The sequence below is a fragment of the Xanthomonas sp. F14 genome, assembly GCF_014199865.1.
Genome location: NZ_JACHOM010000002.1, coordinates 3,518 through 19,264, shown reverse-complemented (window position 1 = coordinate 19,264; position 15,747 = coordinate 3,518). Strand labels below are relative to the sequence as shown.

11 protein-coding genes and 1 other RNA gene are annotated in these 15,747 nt (G+C 65.1%); 7 read left to right on the top strand and 5 right to left on the bottom strand.

The annotated features are described in order from the left end of the window. Positions 1 to 203: 203 nt before the first annotated feature. From GGR73_RS08695 to GGR73_RS08680, 4 genes are all read left to right on the top strand, one after another. Positions 204 to 1,397, top strand: a complete 1,194-nt coding sequence (locus tag GGR73_RS08695) for an OprO/OprP family phosphate-selective porin (protein WP_024938964.1) — start codon at positions 204 to 206, stop codon at positions 1,395 to 1,397. A gap of 102 nt (positions 1,398 to 1,499) precedes the next feature. Beyond that, positions 1,500 to 2,828: a CitMHS family transporter gene (locus GGR73_RS08690; RefSeq protein ID WP_179465234.1), complete on the top strand. Its 1,329-nt coding sequence runs from the start codon at positions 1,500 to 1,502 to the stop codon at positions 2,826 to 2,828. A gap of 121 nt (positions 2,829 to 2,949) precedes the next feature. Then, on the top strand, positions 2,950 to 3,690 hold the full coding sequence (phbB, locus tag GGR73_RS08685) for an acetoacetyl-CoA reductase (RefSeq protein ID WP_024938962.1): 741 nt from the start codon (positions 2,950 to 2,952) through the stop codon (positions 3,688 to 3,690). A 385-nt stretch (positions 3,691 to 4,075) separates the two neighbouring features. Further along, a complete protein-coding gene (locus GGR73_RS08680; RefSeq protein WP_024938961.1) occupies positions 4,076 to 5,107 on the top strand; it encodes a LacI family DNA-binding transcriptional regulator in 1,032 nt (343 codons plus the stop codon). Positions 5,108 to 5,237: 130 nt separating this feature from the next. On the opposite strand, the gene GGR73_RS08675 is transcribed toward GGR73_RS08680, so the two are convergent. Continuing rightward, positions 5,238 to 6,557, bottom strand: coding sequence for an MFS transporter (locus GGR73_RS08675; protein ID WP_039525534.1), 1,320 nt, complete (start codon positions 6,555 to 6,557; stop codon positions 5,238 to 5,240). A gap of 267 nt (positions 6,558 to 6,824) precedes the next feature. On the opposite strand from GGR73_RS08675, the gene GGR73_RS08670 reads away from it, so the two are divergent. The 3 genes from GGR73_RS08670 to GGR73_RS08660 all read left to right on the top strand — a co-directional run bounded on the left by GGR73_RS08670 (position 6,825) and on the right by GGR73_RS08660 (position 11,646). Continuing rightward, positions 6,825 to 9,281: a TonB-dependent receptor domain-containing protein gene (locus GGR73_RS08670; protein WP_184456561.1), complete on the top strand. Its 2,457-nt coding sequence runs from the start codon at positions 6,825 to 6,827 to the stop codon at positions 9,279 to 9,281. A gap of 34 nt (positions 9,282 to 9,315) precedes the next feature. After that, positions 9,316 to 11,235, top strand: coding sequence for an alpha-amylase family protein (locus tag GGR73_RS08665; protein WP_184456559.1), 1,920 nt, complete (start codon positions 9,316 to 9,318; stop codon positions 11,233 to 11,235). A 334-nt stretch (positions 11,236 to 11,569) separates the two neighbouring features. Next, positions 11,570 to 11,646: non-coding RNA, sX9 sRNA (locus GGR73_RS08660), on the top strand. Between the two features lie 67 nt (positions 11,647 to 11,713). On the opposite strand, the gene GGR73_RS08655 is transcribed toward GGR73_RS08660, so the two are convergent. The 4 genes from GGR73_RS08655 to GGR73_RS08640 form a co-directional block, all read right to left on the bottom strand. Next, positions 11,714 to 12,394: a type 1 glutamine amidotransferase domain-containing protein gene (locus tag GGR73_RS08655; RefSeq protein ID WP_104627878.1), complete on the bottom strand. Its 681-nt coding sequence runs from the start codon at positions 12,392 to 12,394 to the stop codon at positions 11,714 to 11,716. A 237-nt stretch (positions 12,395 to 12,631) separates the two neighbouring features. Further along, on the bottom strand, positions 12,632 to 13,894 hold the full coding sequence (locus GGR73_RS08650) for a flavohemoglobin expression-modulating QEGLA motif protein (RefSeq protein WP_184456557.1): 1,263 nt from the start codon (positions 13,892 to 13,894) through the stop codon (positions 12,632 to 12,634). Beyond that, positions 13,894 to 14,985 (bottom strand): ribosome small subunit-dependent GTPase A, encoded by a 1,092-nt coding sequence (gene rsgA / locus GGR73_RS08645; protein WP_184456555.1) that lies wholly within the window; start codon positions 14,983 to 14,985, stop codon positions 13,894 to 13,896. The genes GGR73_RS08650 and rsgA overlap by 1 nt, the downstream gene beginning before the upstream one ends. A 229-nt stretch (positions 14,986 to 15,214) precedes the next feature. Beyond that, positions 15,215 to 15,747, bottom strand: a 533-nt coding sequence (locus tag GGR73_RS08640; protein WP_456362939.1) for a calcium-binding protein, incomplete at its 5' end; no start/stop codon positions are given.

Here is a 15,747-nt window from a genome sequence, read left to right as displayed (position 1 = left end):
CGGTTGGCCGCGGCCGGAAGGTAACAGGCCACGCAAACAAAAGCTTCTTTGACTCTTGCCAATCCCCAATCCCGACTCCCCAATCCCCGCCCCAAACGACAGGTCCATGACAGCTTCACCGGACTAGGCTGCTGCCAACGCGCCGCAGCGTGCTTGTGCGGTGCATCGCTGAACGTGATTCACACATGTACCTGGGAGGGTCTGTGAGCAACGACACCTTGCGTCTGCGCGTCTTCACCACCTGCGCCGCGCTGTGCCTGGCGCCGGCGGCGCATGCGGCCGAGGGCGACGGCCCGGTCACCGCCGAGGTGGGTGGGCGCGTGCATTGGGACTTCACCGTGTTCGACAACGACGAACGCGGCACGCCCGAGCGCAACGACACCCAGTTCCGCCGTGTGTGGCTGGATGTGGCCGGCAAGTTCTACGGTTTCACCTACAAGGCCGAGGCGGAATTTGCCGGCCTGCAATACGAGTCCGGCAGCCGCGGCATCCTGGCGCGCGATGTGTACATCGCCAAGAAGTTTTCCGCCGGTACGCTGACCGTGGGCCAGTTCAAGCAATATTTCTCGCTGGACGATCGCACCGGCTCCAACTACGGCCCGTTCCTGGAACGCGGCTATGCCTCCACCACGCTGGCGCCGATCTATCGCAAGGCGATCTCCTGGCAGGCCAATCGCCCCGATGCGACCTGGTCCACCGCGGCCTACAGCCTGGAAAGCATCGACAATTCCTCGACCAAGGGCGGCGCGCTCGGCACGCGGCTGACCTTCGCACCGGAGATGGGCGAGGCACGACTGCGCCACCTGGGCGTATCGCTGGCGCACGAGCGCTATTCGCATCCGGGCAGCGGCGGCGCGGCGTCCCTGTTGATCCGGCCACGTCCGGAAAACGATCTGGCCAACAACAGCCGCATCACCCTGGCGCGCTTTGCCGATGGCCGCGATACCGATTTCGATAAATGGTCGCTGGAATACGCCGAAGTGCTGGGCCCATGGTCGTGGCAGAGCGAATTCAGCGGCGGCCTGCTCGACGACGGCTCCCAGCATGCCAAGGTGTTGGCCAGCTACGGCCTGGTCAGCTGGTTCGTCACCGGCGAGTCGCGCGGCTACGACCGCAAGACCGGACGTTTCAGCCGGATCAAGACGCCCAATCGCCCCTCCGGCGCGTTCGAGCTGGCCTTGCGCTACGACTACATGCGCGGCGATCAGCATCTGGATGGCCAACCCGACTTCATTAATGCCAGCACGCAGTCGTGGACGCTGGGCGGCAACTGGTATTTCAAGCCGAACCTGCGCGTGATGCTCAATGTGATCGACAGCCGCAACCGCGACCGCATGGCCGATGCGGTGGTCGATCACACGCTGGCGGTGACCGGCCGCTTCCAGTACGACTTCTGACCGTTTGCCTGACCTTCGCACGATGCGTCACCGCTGCCGCAATGCACCCGCCGCCGCGCGCTCCACTCTCCCCCTGCTGTACGCCTCAAAGGATTTGCCCGCATGCTGACCGCGCTCGGTTTCGGAATGGTGATCACCTTCATGTACCTGATCATGAGCAAGCGGCTGTCGCCGCTGGTGGCTCTGATCACGGTGCCGATCGTGTTCGCGCTGCTGGGCGGCTTCGGCACCGGCATCAACGAGATGATGCTCGACGGCATCAAGAAGATCGCGCCCACCGGCGTGATGCTGATGTTCGCCATCCTCTACTTCGGCGTGATGATCGATGCCGGCCTGTTCGATCCGCTGGTCGGCCGCATCCTGCGCCTGGTCAAGGGCGATCCGCTGAAGATCGTCATGGGCACGGCGATCCTGGCAATGTTGATCTCGCTCGACGGCGATGGCTCCACCACCTACATGATCACCGTGTCGGCGATGCTGCCGCTGTACCAGCGCCTGGGCATGAACGCGCTCAACCTCACCTGCGTGACCATCCTGGCCAGCGGCGTGATGAACCTCACCCCGTGGGGCGGCCCCACCGCGCGTGCCGCCACCGCCCTGCATGTGGATCCGGCCGATGTATTCGTGCCGCTGGTGCCGGCGATGGCGATCGCGATCGCCGGCATCCTCACGCTGGCCTGGTTTCTGGGCATGCGCGAACGGCGCCGCCTGGGCGTGGTGCGCCTGCCGGCCGACGGCAACTGGCTGGACACCAGCATCCCCGAAGAAAGCGATGCACTGCCGCGCGTGGAAGACACCGAGGACATGAAGCGGCCCAAGCTGCTGTGGGTGAACCTGCTCCTGACCCTGGCGCTGATGGCCGCGCTGGTGGTCGGCGTGCTGCCGATGCCGGTGCTGTTCATGATCGGCTTTGCGCTGGCACTGATGATCAACTACCCCAACCTGGCCGAGCAGCGCCGCCGCCTGGTCAATCACGCCGGTAACGTGCTGTCGGTGGTGTCGCTGATCTTCGCCGCCGGCATCTTCACCGGCATCCTGTCCAACACCGGCATGGTCGAAGCGATGTCGCGCAGCTTCCTGGCGGTGATCCCGGACAGCTGGGGCCCGTATCTGGCGGTGATCACCGCGATCGTCAGCATGCCGTTTACGTTCTTCATGTCCAACGACGCGTTCTACTTCGGCGTGCTGCCGATCCTGTCCGAAGCCGCCGGCCACTACGGCATCACCCCGGTGGAAATGGCGCGCGCCTCGCTGGCCGGGCAACCGGTGCATCTGCTCAGCCCGCTGGTGCCATCGACCTATCTGCTGGTCGGCCTGGCCAAGGTCGACTTCGCCGACCATCAACGCTTCACGCTGAAGTGGGCGGTGCTGATTTCCCTGTTGATGTTGGCGGGCGGGTTGTTGTTTGGCCTGTTTCCGTTGGCGCGCTAGCCGCGCGCCGGGATTCGGCATTCGGGATTGGGGATTCGCCAAAGCCAGAGCGAACCAATGCCCGCTGTTACGAATCCCCTCATCCCCAATCCCGAATCCCAACTCCGAAGGAGTTCAAGCAATGACACTTCGCATCGCATACGTCACCAGTGGCATGGGCAGTGTGGGTACCGCGATATGCCAGAAGCTGGCGCGCAGCGGACATACCGTGGTCGCCGGTTGCGGGCCCAATTCGCCGCGCAAGACCTCCTGGCTGCGCGAACAGCGCGAGCAGGGGTTCGAGTTCGTCGCCTCCGAAGGCAATGCCGCCGATTGGGATTCCACCGTGGCCGCGTTCGCCAAGGTCAAGGCCGAGGTCGGCGAGATCGATGTGCTGGTCAACAACGCCGGTGGTAGCCGCGACACCTTGTTCCGGCAGATGAGCCGCGACGACTGGAACGCGGTGATCGCCAGCAACCTGCATTCCCTGTTCAACATCACCAAGCAGGTGGTCGACGGCATGACCGCGCGCGGCTGGGGACGCATCGTCAACATCGGCTCGGTCAGTGCGCACAAGGGCCAGATCGGGCAGATCAATTTCGCTACCGCCAAGGCGGCGATGCATGGCTTCAGCCGCGCCCTGGCGCAGGAAGTGGCCTCGCGCGGGGTCACCGTCAACACCATCTCGCCGGGCTATATCGCCAGCGCCTCGATCAGCAGTTTCCCACCCGACGTGCTCGACCGCCTGGCCACCTCGGTGCCGATCCGCCGGCTCGGCAAACCGGCCGAAGTCGCCGGGCTGTGCGCCTGGCTCGCCTCCGATGAGGCCGCCTACGTGACCGGCGCCGACTATGCAGTCAACGGCGGTCTGTACATGGGTTGAGAGCCGCTGGCAGACCGTAGCGAGCAATCGTCAGCTCGATACAGACGGCGCGTCCGAGCAGGACTGTGCGGAGGAGAAATGCGGTTCCAGCGCCGAGCGCGCCGGCCGGGCGGTGAGCGCAGTCCTTGCTAGTGGCGGTGAAGCATCACCGCTCTGATACCTCACTGCTCTGATGCTTGACTGCTCTGAAGCCTCACTCCCCTGAAGCCTCACCGCTCCACCCCGCGCTAGTCGTGGCCGCTGTCATGCACGCCCCGCACGCCTGCCGCTTGCATGCAGGTGCGTGATTGCGTTTGACCAGCGCGCACAAGCGGGCGCCACTGCGTCGATCAACCCGCCTCCAGCGCGAACTGATTACACTCGGCGTTTTCCGCACTGCGCTGACATGGCCAAACCTTCAGAACGCGCCACGCCGGGTGCCCGCCCGCAGATGGCCGACATCGCCCGCATGGCGGGCGTGTCCGAATCCACAGTGTCGCGTGCCCTGGCCGGCAGCCCGGTGGTGGCCGAGCGGACGCGTGCGTACATCAAGCAGATTGCCGCCGATGCCGGCTACCAGGTCGATCCGATCGCGCGCAGCCTGCGCGCCAAACGCTCCAACACGGTGAGCGTGGCAGTGCCGATGATGCATGCGCTGGATCAGCCGTTGTCGGACCCCTTCATGATGACGATGCTGGCGCTGCTGGCCGAGGAGCTGACCGGGCGCGGCTACAGCATGCTGCTGTCCAAGCTCGACCGGCATCAGGATGGATGGGTGGAACAACTCGCACGCGGCAGCCGCTCCGATGGCGTGATCGTGCTGGGGCAAAGTTCCGAACATGCCGCGCTGGACGAAGCCGCGCGCGATGGCCTGCCGATGGCGGTCTGGGGCAGCCGCATCGACGGGCAGTCGTACATCAGCGTGGGCAGCGACAATTTCCAGGGCGGCGCGCTGGCCACCGAACATCTGATCGCCAGCGGTCGTCGCCGCATCGCCTTTCTCGGCGACGACCAGTTGCCCGAGGTTGCCCCGCGCTTTGCCGGCTATCGCCATGCACTGCAGCGGCACGGGCTGGAGTTCGATACGCGCCTGCATGCGCGCAGCCACTTCCTCAGCGAAGATGCCTACCGCCTCACCCGCGCCATGCTCAAGAAGACCGATCCGCCGGACGGGCTGTTCGCCGCCTCCGATGTGATTGCGGTCGGTGCGATCCGCGCCCTGGTCGAAGCCGGGCATCGTGTGCCGCAGGACATCTCGCTGGTGGGCTTCGACGATATTCCGCTGGCCGCCTACAGCCAACCGCCGTTGACCACGGTGCGGCAGGACCTGGGCCTGGCCGCGCGCCTGCTGGTGGACCGGCTGCTGGCGTTGATCGGCGGCGAAGCGGTGGAGTCGGTGGAGATGCCGGTGAAGTTGGTGGTGCGTGAGTCGGCGTGAGGCCGGGAATCGGGAATCGGGAATCGTAAGAGCGTGTGTGATGGCGTGCGGTGCATAGCTACGCGTTGCTGTCCACGTTATCGCGGTCGGTTGTTTCAGTACGCAGCGACACAGACGTAACGCGTCGCGGCTACACCACTGCTGCCTTGGGCTTGCGGACGCGTACGCATAGCATCGCCACAGCGGCCGCCAGCATCAGTGCGCCGGCCAGGCGGATCACGTTGCGTGGATCGCCGTGCAACAGCCACTCGTAATACAGCGGCAGGGTGACGATCTGGATCAGCATCGGCAGCACGATGAACAGATTGAACAGGCCCATGTACACACCGGTGCGCTCGGGCGGAATGCTGTCGGCCAGCATCAGGTACGGGTTTCCCATCATGCTGGCCCAGGCGAGCCCGATGCCGATCATCGGCAGCAGCATCAGCCAGCGGTCCTGGATGCCCGGCAACACCCACATGCCCACGCCGGCCGCGACCAGGCAGGCTGCATGCGTGTACTTGGGGCCGATGCGGCGCACCACCGGCACCATCGCAAACGCGGCCAGAAACGCGACAAAATTGTAGAACCCGCCGATCTGCCCATTGACTAGGCCGGCCTGGCGGAAGCCATGCGAATCGGCTTCGGTGGTGCCGAACAAGCTGGTCGATAGCGACAGCACGATGTACTGCCAGTAGCAGAAGATCGCGTACCACTGGAACAGCATCACCGGCGCGAGCTGGCGCATGGTCGGCGGCATTGCGCGCAGGGCGCCGTAGATTTCGCGCACTGTGGCGCCCAGGCCGGCACCGGTCTGGCGCATCCGCGCGATCTCTGCCGGCGCAAGCACCGGCTCGCGCACGCTGCGCGCGGTGAGCAGGATCGAGGCCGCAGAAAACCCCGCACCGATCACGAAGGCGGCGATGGTGACATAGGGAATGTGGTGCGCATTGGCGGCGTCCTGGTTCATGCCCATCCACACCAGCAACGGCGGGGTGAGATAGGCCAGCGTCTGCGCAAGCCCGGTGAACGCGCTTTGGGTGAGATAGCCCAGCGGCCGCTGCGGTGGCGCCAGCACATCGCTGACCAGCGCACGGTATGGCTCCATCGCCACGTTGTTGGCCGCATCCAGGATCCACAGCAGGCACACCGCCATCCACAGCGCAGTGCTGAACGGCATCGCCAGCAGGCACAGGCTGCACACCAGCGCGCCCAGCACCATGTACGGCATGCGCCGGCCCCAGCGGGTCACCGAGCGGTCGCTCCACGCGCCGACGAACGGCTGCAGTACCAGCCCGGTGATCGGCCCGGCCAGCCACAGGTACGGCAGGCTCGCGTGATCGGCGCCCAGATAGTTGTAGATCGGGCTCATGTTGCTCTGCTGCAGGCCAAAGCTGTATTGCACGCCGAAGAAGCCGGCGTTGAGCGCCAGGATGCGCGCGAAGGAGAACGGAGTGGCGGTCGACGACATGCAGAACCCTGGGCATCGGTGCGGCTCCCAGTGGCCGCAGCGCACTGTACCCTGCCGTCTTTGCAATCGATTGTAACGCTGCGCCGCAACACGTTTCCGCTTGTCGAAACATGAGCGAGCGAGCTTAGAAATGATGCTGCAGCGCAAGATTGCAATCGATTGTATTGAGGCGTATTACTGCGCTCGCACTGCAGGCCACACGGCCACTCCCTGGGAGGGGACGATGCAGGCGTCGGCACACCACCATCCGTGAGAGAGAGAACCGCAATGTCCACCTTGCACACCCTGCGCCTGCATGCCCTGGCCTGCGCGGTCGTCTCCTGCCTGTGCGCGCCTGCCGCGCTGGCGCAGGACGCGACCACGGCCGAACCCGTCACCCCGCCGGCCGCCGACAGCGCCGCGGTCAATCTGGATTCGGTGTTCGTCACCGGTACTTCCACCGCCACCACCAAGCTGAAGTCCAGCGTGTCGGTCAGCACCGTGGGCGCCGAGGCGATCGAACAATCGGCGCCACGCAGCACTGCCGAGATCTTCCGCAACATCCCCGGCATCCGCTCCGAATCCAGCGGTGGCGAAGGCAATGCCAATATCGCCGTGCGCGGCCTGCCGGTCGCCTCCGGCGGCGCCAAGTTCCTGCAGCTGCAGGAGGACGGCCTGCCGGTGATGGAATTCGGCGATATCGCCTTCGGCAACTCGGACATCTTCCTGCGCTCGGATTTCACCCTGGACCGCATCGAAGCCATCCGCGGCGGCTCGGCATCGACGTTCACCAGCAACGCGCCTGGCGGCATCATCAACTTCATCAGCAAGACCGGCGACACCGCAGGCGGCAGCGTCGGCGTGAGCCGCGGCCTGGATTACGACAACACCCGCGTGGACTTCGACTACGGCGCGCCGTTCGCGGAAAACTGGCAGTTCAACATCGGCGGCTTCTTCCGTCAGGGCGATGGCGTACGCGATGCCGGTTACACCACCGACAAGGGCGGCCAGCTCAAGGCCAACCTGACCCGGCTGTTCGAGAACGGCTACGTGCGTGTCTACGGCAAATACCTCAACGATCGCGCCGCCGGTTATCTGCCGGTGCCGACCTCCGTGCGTGGCCGCGACGGCTCGCCGGACCTGGGGGGCTTTGCCGGCTTCGACCCGGGCAACGACACCTTGTACAGCCGCAATTTCCGCAGCGATGTCGGCCTGGACGGCAACAACCAGCCGCGCCGCACCGACCTGGGCGACGGCATGCATCCGATCTCGCGCACCATCGGCGCCGAGGCCTGGTTCGACCTGGGCAGCGGCTGGAACCTGAGCGAGAAGTTCCGCATCGCCGACAACAGCGGCCGCTTCGTCAGCCCGTTCCCGGCCGAGGTCACCGATGCCGCCACGCTCGCTGCATCCATCGGCGGCGCCGGCGCGCAACTGGTGCAGGCCAGCGGCCCGGACGCCGGCCAGGCCTACACCGGCAACGCGATCCGCACGCATCTGTTCAACGTGGCGATCAACGACCTGGGCAACGTCACCAACGATCTCAGCGTCTCGCGCGAGTTCGGCGGCGACGGCCGCACGCTCAACCTGCGCATGGGCTATTACAGCTCGCGCCAGACCATCGACATGGACTGGACCTGGAACTCCTATGTGCAGAGCCTGGGCCGCGATTCGCGCCTGCTCAACGTGGTCGATGCCGGCGGCGTGTCGCGCTCGCAAAATGGCTTGTATGCGTACGGCACCCCGTTCTGGGGCGATTGCTGCATCACCCGCAGCTACGACGTGCGCTACGACGTCAACGCGCCGTACGTCGCACTGACCTTCGACAGCGGCAAGTTCAGCATCGACGGCAGCCTGCGTTACGACATGGGCGATGCACGCGGCAGCTATGCCGGCACCGCGATCGCGCAGAACCTGGACGTCAACGGCGATGGCGTGATCCAGCCGGTGGAACAACGCGTGGCCACGGTCGATACCGCCAACGCACGGCCGGTGGATTACGACTGGAACTACCTGTCGTATTCGCTGGGCAGCAACTACCTGATCAACGACGACCTGGGCGCGTTCGCGCGCATCAGCCGCGGCGCACGCGCCAATGCCGACCGCCTGCTGTTCGGCGTGGTCCGCGACGACGGCTCGGTCTCCTCCGATGAAGGCGTCAACGTGGTCCGCCAGGCCGAAGCCGGCCTGAAGTGGCGCCGCGATGGCCTGAGCCTGTTCGCCACCGCGTTCTCGGCGCGTACCGAGGAACAGAACTTCGAAGTCACCAGCCAGCGTTTCTTCAACCGCAGCTACGAGGCGCACGGCGTGGAGCTGGAAGCCAGCTACCGCTACGAAGGCTTCACCGTCAACGGCGGCCTGACCTGGACCGATGCGGAGATTTCCAAGGACCAGATCACTCCGGAAAACACCGGCAACGTGCCGCGTCGCCAGGCCGATGTGGTGTGGCAGTTGACGCCCAGCTATCGCGGCGACGGCTACCAGTTCGGCATCAACCTGATCGGCACCACCGATGCCTATACCCAGGATTCCAATCAGCTGAAGATGCCGGGCTATACGCAGGTGAACCTGTTCGGCGACTACCGCGTGACCGACGCACTCACCGTCGCGCTCAACGTCAACAACCTGTTCAACACCTTCGGCCTGACCGAGGCCGAGGAAGCCAGCATCCCGGCCAATGGCATCATCCGCGCGCGCTCGATTGCCGGCCGCACCACCAGCATCAGCCTGCGTTACGACTTCTAAGGACCCCTCGCCGGGTTCGTCCCGGCGCTTGCCAATGAGCACCTCCCCCACCGATTTCACTGCATTGCGCGCGGCGTTTGCCGCGCCCCTGGATGCGCAGCGTGCGAGCGTGCTGTTACCGCGCTTCGACCGGCATGCGCGGCGTCTGCTCGACGCGCTACAAGCGCTGTATGGGCAACGCCCGGACTATACGTCGTGGCTGACGCAGTGGTTGAGCGCGCTTGGCAGCAGCGCGCAACAGCGGCCACAGCCACTGCAACAGCTCGACACAACGCGTCAGCCCGGCTGGTTCGGCGAGCAGCACATGCTGGGCTACAGCGCGTATGTGGACCGCTTCGCCGGCACGCTGCAGGGCGTGGCCGAACGCGTGCCGTATCTGCAGGAACTGGGTGTGCGCTATCTGCACCTGCTGCCGTTCCTGCGTGCACGCGCCGGCGATAACGATGGTGGCTTTGCGGTCAGCGATTATGGCCAGGTGGAGCCAAGCCTGGGCAGCAACGACGATCTCGTCGCGCTGACCACACGCCTGCGCGAGGCCGGCATCAGCCTGTGCGCAGATTTCGTGCTCAACCATACCGCCGACGATCACGCCTGGGCGCAGGCGGCGCGGGCCGGCGATGCGCGCTATCTCAACTACTACCATCACTTCGCCGATCGCACGCAGCCCGACCAGTACGAAGCCACGCTGGGGCAGGTCTTCCCGCATACCGCACCCGGCAACTTCACCTGGGTGGACGCCACCGGCCAGTGGATGTGGACCACGTTCTATCCCTATCAGTGGGATCTGAACTGGAGTAACCCGGCGGTGTTCGGCGAGATGGCGCTGGCGATGCTGCAGTTGGCCAATCTGGGTGTGGAAGCCTTCCGCCTGGATTCCACCGCGTATCTGTGGAAGCGCACCGGCACCGACTGCATGAACCAACCCGAGGCGCATACCCTGCTGGTGGCGCTGCGCGCGGTCACCGACATCGTTGCGCCGTCGGTGGTGATGAAGGCCGAAGCCATCGTGCCGATGACGCAATTGCCGCCCTACTTCGGCAGCGGTGCGGACCAGGGCCACGAATGCCACCTGGCCTATCACAGCACGCTGATGGCGGCCGGCTGGTCGGCGCTGGCGCTGCAACGCGGCGACATCCTGCACAACGTCATCGTGCATAGCCCGCCCTTGCCGGCCAACTGCGCCTGGCTGAGCTATGTGCGCTGCCACGACGACATCGGCTGGAACGTGCTGCAACACGAAGCCGCCGGCAACGCCGCGCAGCCGCCATTCGCGCTGCGCGATGTCGCGCGCTTCTATGCCAACGAGGTGCCGGGCAGCTACGCGCGTGGCGAGAGCTTCCAGAGCAGTGGCGACGGCGTGCACGGCACCAATGGCATGGCCGCGGCACTGGTCGGGATCCAGGCCGCACAGGCATCGGGCGATACGGTGGCGTTGCGCATGGCGGTGGATCGGCTGGTGTTGCTCTATGCCATCGCGCTGGCGATGCCGGGCGTGCCATTGATCTACATGGGCGACGAGCTCGCCCTGCCCAACGACGGCAGCTACCGCGACGATCCGCAGCGTCGGCACGAAGGTCGCTGGTTGCATCGCCCGGCGATGGATTGGCAGCTTGCAGCACAGCGCGAAGATGCAGCCAGCCTGAGCGGCACGGTGTATCGCCGGCTACGTGGATTGATCCGGCAACGTGCCGCGCTGCCCGCACTGGCAGCCGATCAGGCGCTAGGCAGCCTTGCGCTGGGCGATGCACGCCTGTTTGCATTGACGCGTGGCGATCGCTTCCTGGCCGTGCACAACTTCGGCGAACAACTGTTAACGGTGGAGCTTGACGCGCTCGGAGATGGCCGATGGAAGGTGGTGGCGGATGGCGGCGAGACGGCTGCCGAGTCGCTGGGCGATGACATGCGGCTGGTGCTGCCGGCGTATGCAGTGCGTTGGCTGGAGCGTATTGCTTGAACGCGATTGTGCAGGTTTGTCGCGCACCTGCAGGGCGGACCATCTGCGGCTAGGGCGGACGATCTGTGGCCTGGCAGCAGCACCCTTGCCCGCCCACCCTCGCGGGACACGCCGCAAGTACGTCCGTGTAGGTTCTTACGCGGCCTCCATGCCGCGTAAGGTCCCGCGACGGTGGGCGGGCAAGGGCTAGTCACCATGGTCGGTGCGCCTGGTTGCGAGCACCGGATTGCGTCCGATTCTTAGGATGCTGCGGCGCTCTGGAAGCGGACGACGAAGGACGCCAAAAACTGCTGCGCTCACCATCAGACGAGCGCGGCCGCCGCTCGGACCCGATATGTACCACGCGTACACCCCGGTCCCTCCGCGACGTCCGCACCTTAGCTGACGACTAGTTGCTCCGTTTTGTTGGCCGCTCCAAATCAAACGTCGCGATGTCTCCCGGTGGCCGTCCAGGCATCACCAGACGACAACTGCAGAATCAGCGCTTCGACAACTCAAGCAACGCCTCGGCAGCCTTCTCCGACGAAGCCGGGTTCTGGCCGGTGACCAGCAAGCCATCGGTGACCACATGCACGCCCCAGTCGGCGCCCTTCTCGTAGCGGCCGCCAAGTTCGGTCAGCACGTCTTCGACCAGGAACGGCACGATCTTGGTCAGGCCCACGCCCTCTTCTTCGCTATTGGTGAAGCCGGTGACGCGGCGGCCGTTGACCAACGGCTTGCCATCGCTGCCCTTGACCCGGCGCAGCGCGCCCGGTGCATGGCACACCAGGCCGTGCGGCTTGTTGGCCGCGGCGAATGCCTCGATCAGCGCGATCGAATCCGCGTCTTCGGCCAGGTCCCACAACGGGCCATGGCCACCCGGGTAGAACACTGCATCGAAGTCAGCGGCCTTGACGTCCGCCAGACGCTGCGTGCTGGCCAAAGCCTGCTGCGCGTCGGTGTCCTGCTTGAAGCGCTTGGTAGCCTCGGTCTGCGCATCGGGCTCGTCGCTCTTGGGGTCCAGCGGTGGCTGGCCACCCTTGGGCGAGACCAGGGTGATCTCTGCGCCCGCGTCCTTGAACACGTAATACGGCGCGGCAAACTCCTCCAGCCAGAAGCCGGTCTTCTTGCCGGTATCGCCGAGTTGGTCGTGGGAAGTGAGCACCATCAGGATTTTCATCGTATCGCCTCGTGTCATGGCCCATCTCGGGCAAGGCGAACAGTGTCCGGTGCAGCCCGTTGCAGCATCGTGTAGAACGCGTCGGCACGATGCTTACCGTTCAGCGCCTTGCAGTGGAAGCAATGCACTGCAAGGCTTGCGTTACGTACTGCGCCTTGTCACCCGACCTGCGCCCGCGGCAGCTTCGCCGCGCCACCGCGTTGACGCAGCAACTGCGCGCAAGTTGCTCGGCAAGCGTCAGACGTTCATCGCCGGTGGCTGCAGCTGATCCATGCGGATGCGATTGGCGAACAACGAAAACGCCAGCATGCCGGCCAGGCCGCTGACCCGGCTCACCCACGGCGGCAACCAGCGCGGGGCGACCAGCACGCCGCTGTCGAACAAGGGCGCAAAGCGCGCCACGTCGCCCAGGGCCATCTTGCCGGCGAACAGGTAACGGCACAGCTGCAGCTGATCGCGCTGCAGCGCATGCCGGAAGAAGGTGTGCACCGCCACCAGCCCGCGCAGATACACCGTGTCCTTGGTGAAGGCACCGCCGCCGGAGGTCGGCACGCCGCGGAATACGCGCTGCGCCGAGGAAAAGCTTTCCGCCGCGTTCTGCCCGCCTGCGGTGAAATAGCGGAACACCTCGATGAAGTCCGCACCCGAGCGCGCCATCGCGATCGCCTCGATACGCAGGCTGATGCGCTTCATGCGTTCGATATCGATGCTGCCGGTGATCTGCTCGGCAAACGTCGCCAGGCCTTCCTGCGTCGCGGTGGTCCGCGGCGAGGAAATGCCCAGGCTGGGCAGATGCACCTGGGCGCGCCCGTTGAGCGCGGTCAGCGAATGCACCAGCGCCTCGTGATGGAACAGCTGCGCACGATCGTAATCGCTGAAGGTGGCGCCGCTGCGCAGGCGGATGCGATGCGCGCCGGCCGCCGCCTTGGCCAGCAGATCCGGATCCAGCGTGACGGTGATGACGCGCCCTTCGAAGAAGGCGTCCAGATCGTTCTGCAGCTGCATGCGCAGGGCGGTTGCCGACACCGGCACCTGTTCTTCCGGCGCCAGCAGCTCACGGTCCAGCTCCTGCGCGATCTGGATGAAATGCCGCGCTGCCTCGCGCGTGCTCGGGCCGTTGCCCGGCATCGGGTCGTCGGGCACGCCGAACAGCTGCGCCGAGTAATCGCTGACTGCGGGAGTACCCAGCGATTCCAGCAGGCCGGCGGCCAGGCCCCAGCTATGCGTCGAGTCGATCAGGTAGGCGCCCAGCGGGTGATGCGGATCGGCCTGCTTGGCAATAGCCCCCAACTCGCGTCGGGTATCGCCGAAATCCAGTCGCGGATACTCCACCTGCGGCAGCTCCGGCTGCCCACGTGCCACGCTTTGCAGGAACGGCTCCTGCAGCGAGCGCGGCCAGCTGGCCAGCGCGAGCAGACGCACACCGCGTACGGCCTTGACCAGGCGCGTATCCAGCGCCGCATGATGGACGATGTCCGGCGGCCCCTTGCGCGATGGCATCAGCGGCGTCCGTTGCGGTCGACGCTGGCAGGCCGCCGGCCCGATCCCTTGCCCCGGTTGTTCTGCGCTAGGCGTGTGGCGAGCTTTTCGGCCGCTGCGGCCACTTCCACGCGCAGCTTCATGTAATTGGCCACCCGCTCCGGATCCAGCGTCTCGGCCTCGATCGCCGCACGCACCGCACAACCGGGCTCGGCGATATGCGCGCAATCGTTGAAGCGGCACTGCGCCGCCAACGCTTCCACATCGGAGAAGCCGCCCTCGGCCAGATCTTCTTCGCCGGTGGGCTTGAGTTCGCGCATGCCGGGCGTATCGATCAGGCAGGCACCGGACGGCAACGGAATCAAGGCGCGATGGGTGGTGGTATGCCGGCCGCGCGAATCGTTCTCGCGCACCGCATTGGTCTTCATCTTCTGCGACCCTAGCAGGGTATTGGTCAGCGTCGACTTGCCGGCACCGGACGAGCCCACCAGCACCGCGGTACGGCCATCGCCCAGCCACGGCCGCAGCGCCGCCACGCTGTCCGGATCCTTGGCGTTGACCGCGCGCAACGGGATGTTCTGCGCTTCCAGTTCCTCCAGCACGGCCAATGCATCCTCGGCGTATTCGGTCTGGTCGGCCTTGGTCAGTACGACCACCGGTTCGGCACCGCCGCCGCCGACCAGCAGCAGGTAGCGTTCGATGCGGCGCGGATTGAAGTCCGCATCCAGCCCGCACACGATGAACACCGTATCAATGTTGGCCGCGATCACCTGCTGGTGGTAATGCTCGCCGGCCGCACCGCGCTTGATCGAGGTGCGCCGCGGCAGCAAGGCCACGATGCGCTTGCCCTCCATCAGCACCCAATCGCCCACCGACGCCCGCTCATGGCTGGGAAACCGCGGCCGCTGCCACTCCGGCAACGATTCGGCCTTGAGACCGGCCTCCGGCGTATCGGCCACCACATAGCCGGTGCGGTGCTGCTCCACCACCCGCGCCGGCAACGCCTGCGGATGCGCGGCAAAGAGCGCCTGCCAGGCCGGATCCTCGGCAGGGCCAGGCCAGGGCCAGCCAATGGATTGGAGGGTGGGGTAATCGGGGGGTGCGTTGCTCATGGGGCGATTCTAGAGGGTATGGTGGGTTTTGCCACGTTTGCTCAATACGCTTGCCGGCATTCACACACCCTGAGACAACGGACCTCAAATCTGAAAATATGACTTGAAATTCTTGCGAGGAATATACCGAATCTTTGGCAACTCCGCTCCAGCAATAACTTAACGCATAAATAAAATAAAGGCCCCGCCAAATGGCGGGGCCCGGCGTCGGCTATATAGTGATGATCAATTAGATAGCCGAACTTGCGAGCATCAACTTCGTCTCTTGAGTTTCACGCGATGCAATAAATGACACAGAAGAGGCATTTGCCACCGCCATAGCATCAATCAAGCTGGATACTTCGCTAGCAGCTACTGATCTATCATTAAAATCCAGATATTCAACTTGGGATGAGTCTGAGGCAAACCAACTTGCTACTGCCAGCTGATCTTGACTTCCCTTCAAGGTGACAAGTAGATCGTTACCAGATCGAGTGAAGACCGTATCATCCAGATTAATCCCGCTTCCAAAACTGACACGATCCACTGCACCGCTGTAGCTCGAGGTCTCTACCACCGTGTCGTGGCCATCACCCTTGTTGAAGAGGTAGGTGTCCGAGTACCAGCTGCCGTTGAGCGTGTCGTTACCCGTGCCACCGATGAACACGCTGTCGCGTGACTGCGAGTCCACCGACAACACGTCATCGCCTGCACCACCCTCCAAACGATCTGTGCCGGTGCCGCCGGACAAGGTGTCGTTGCCAGCTCCGCCCAGCAGGACGT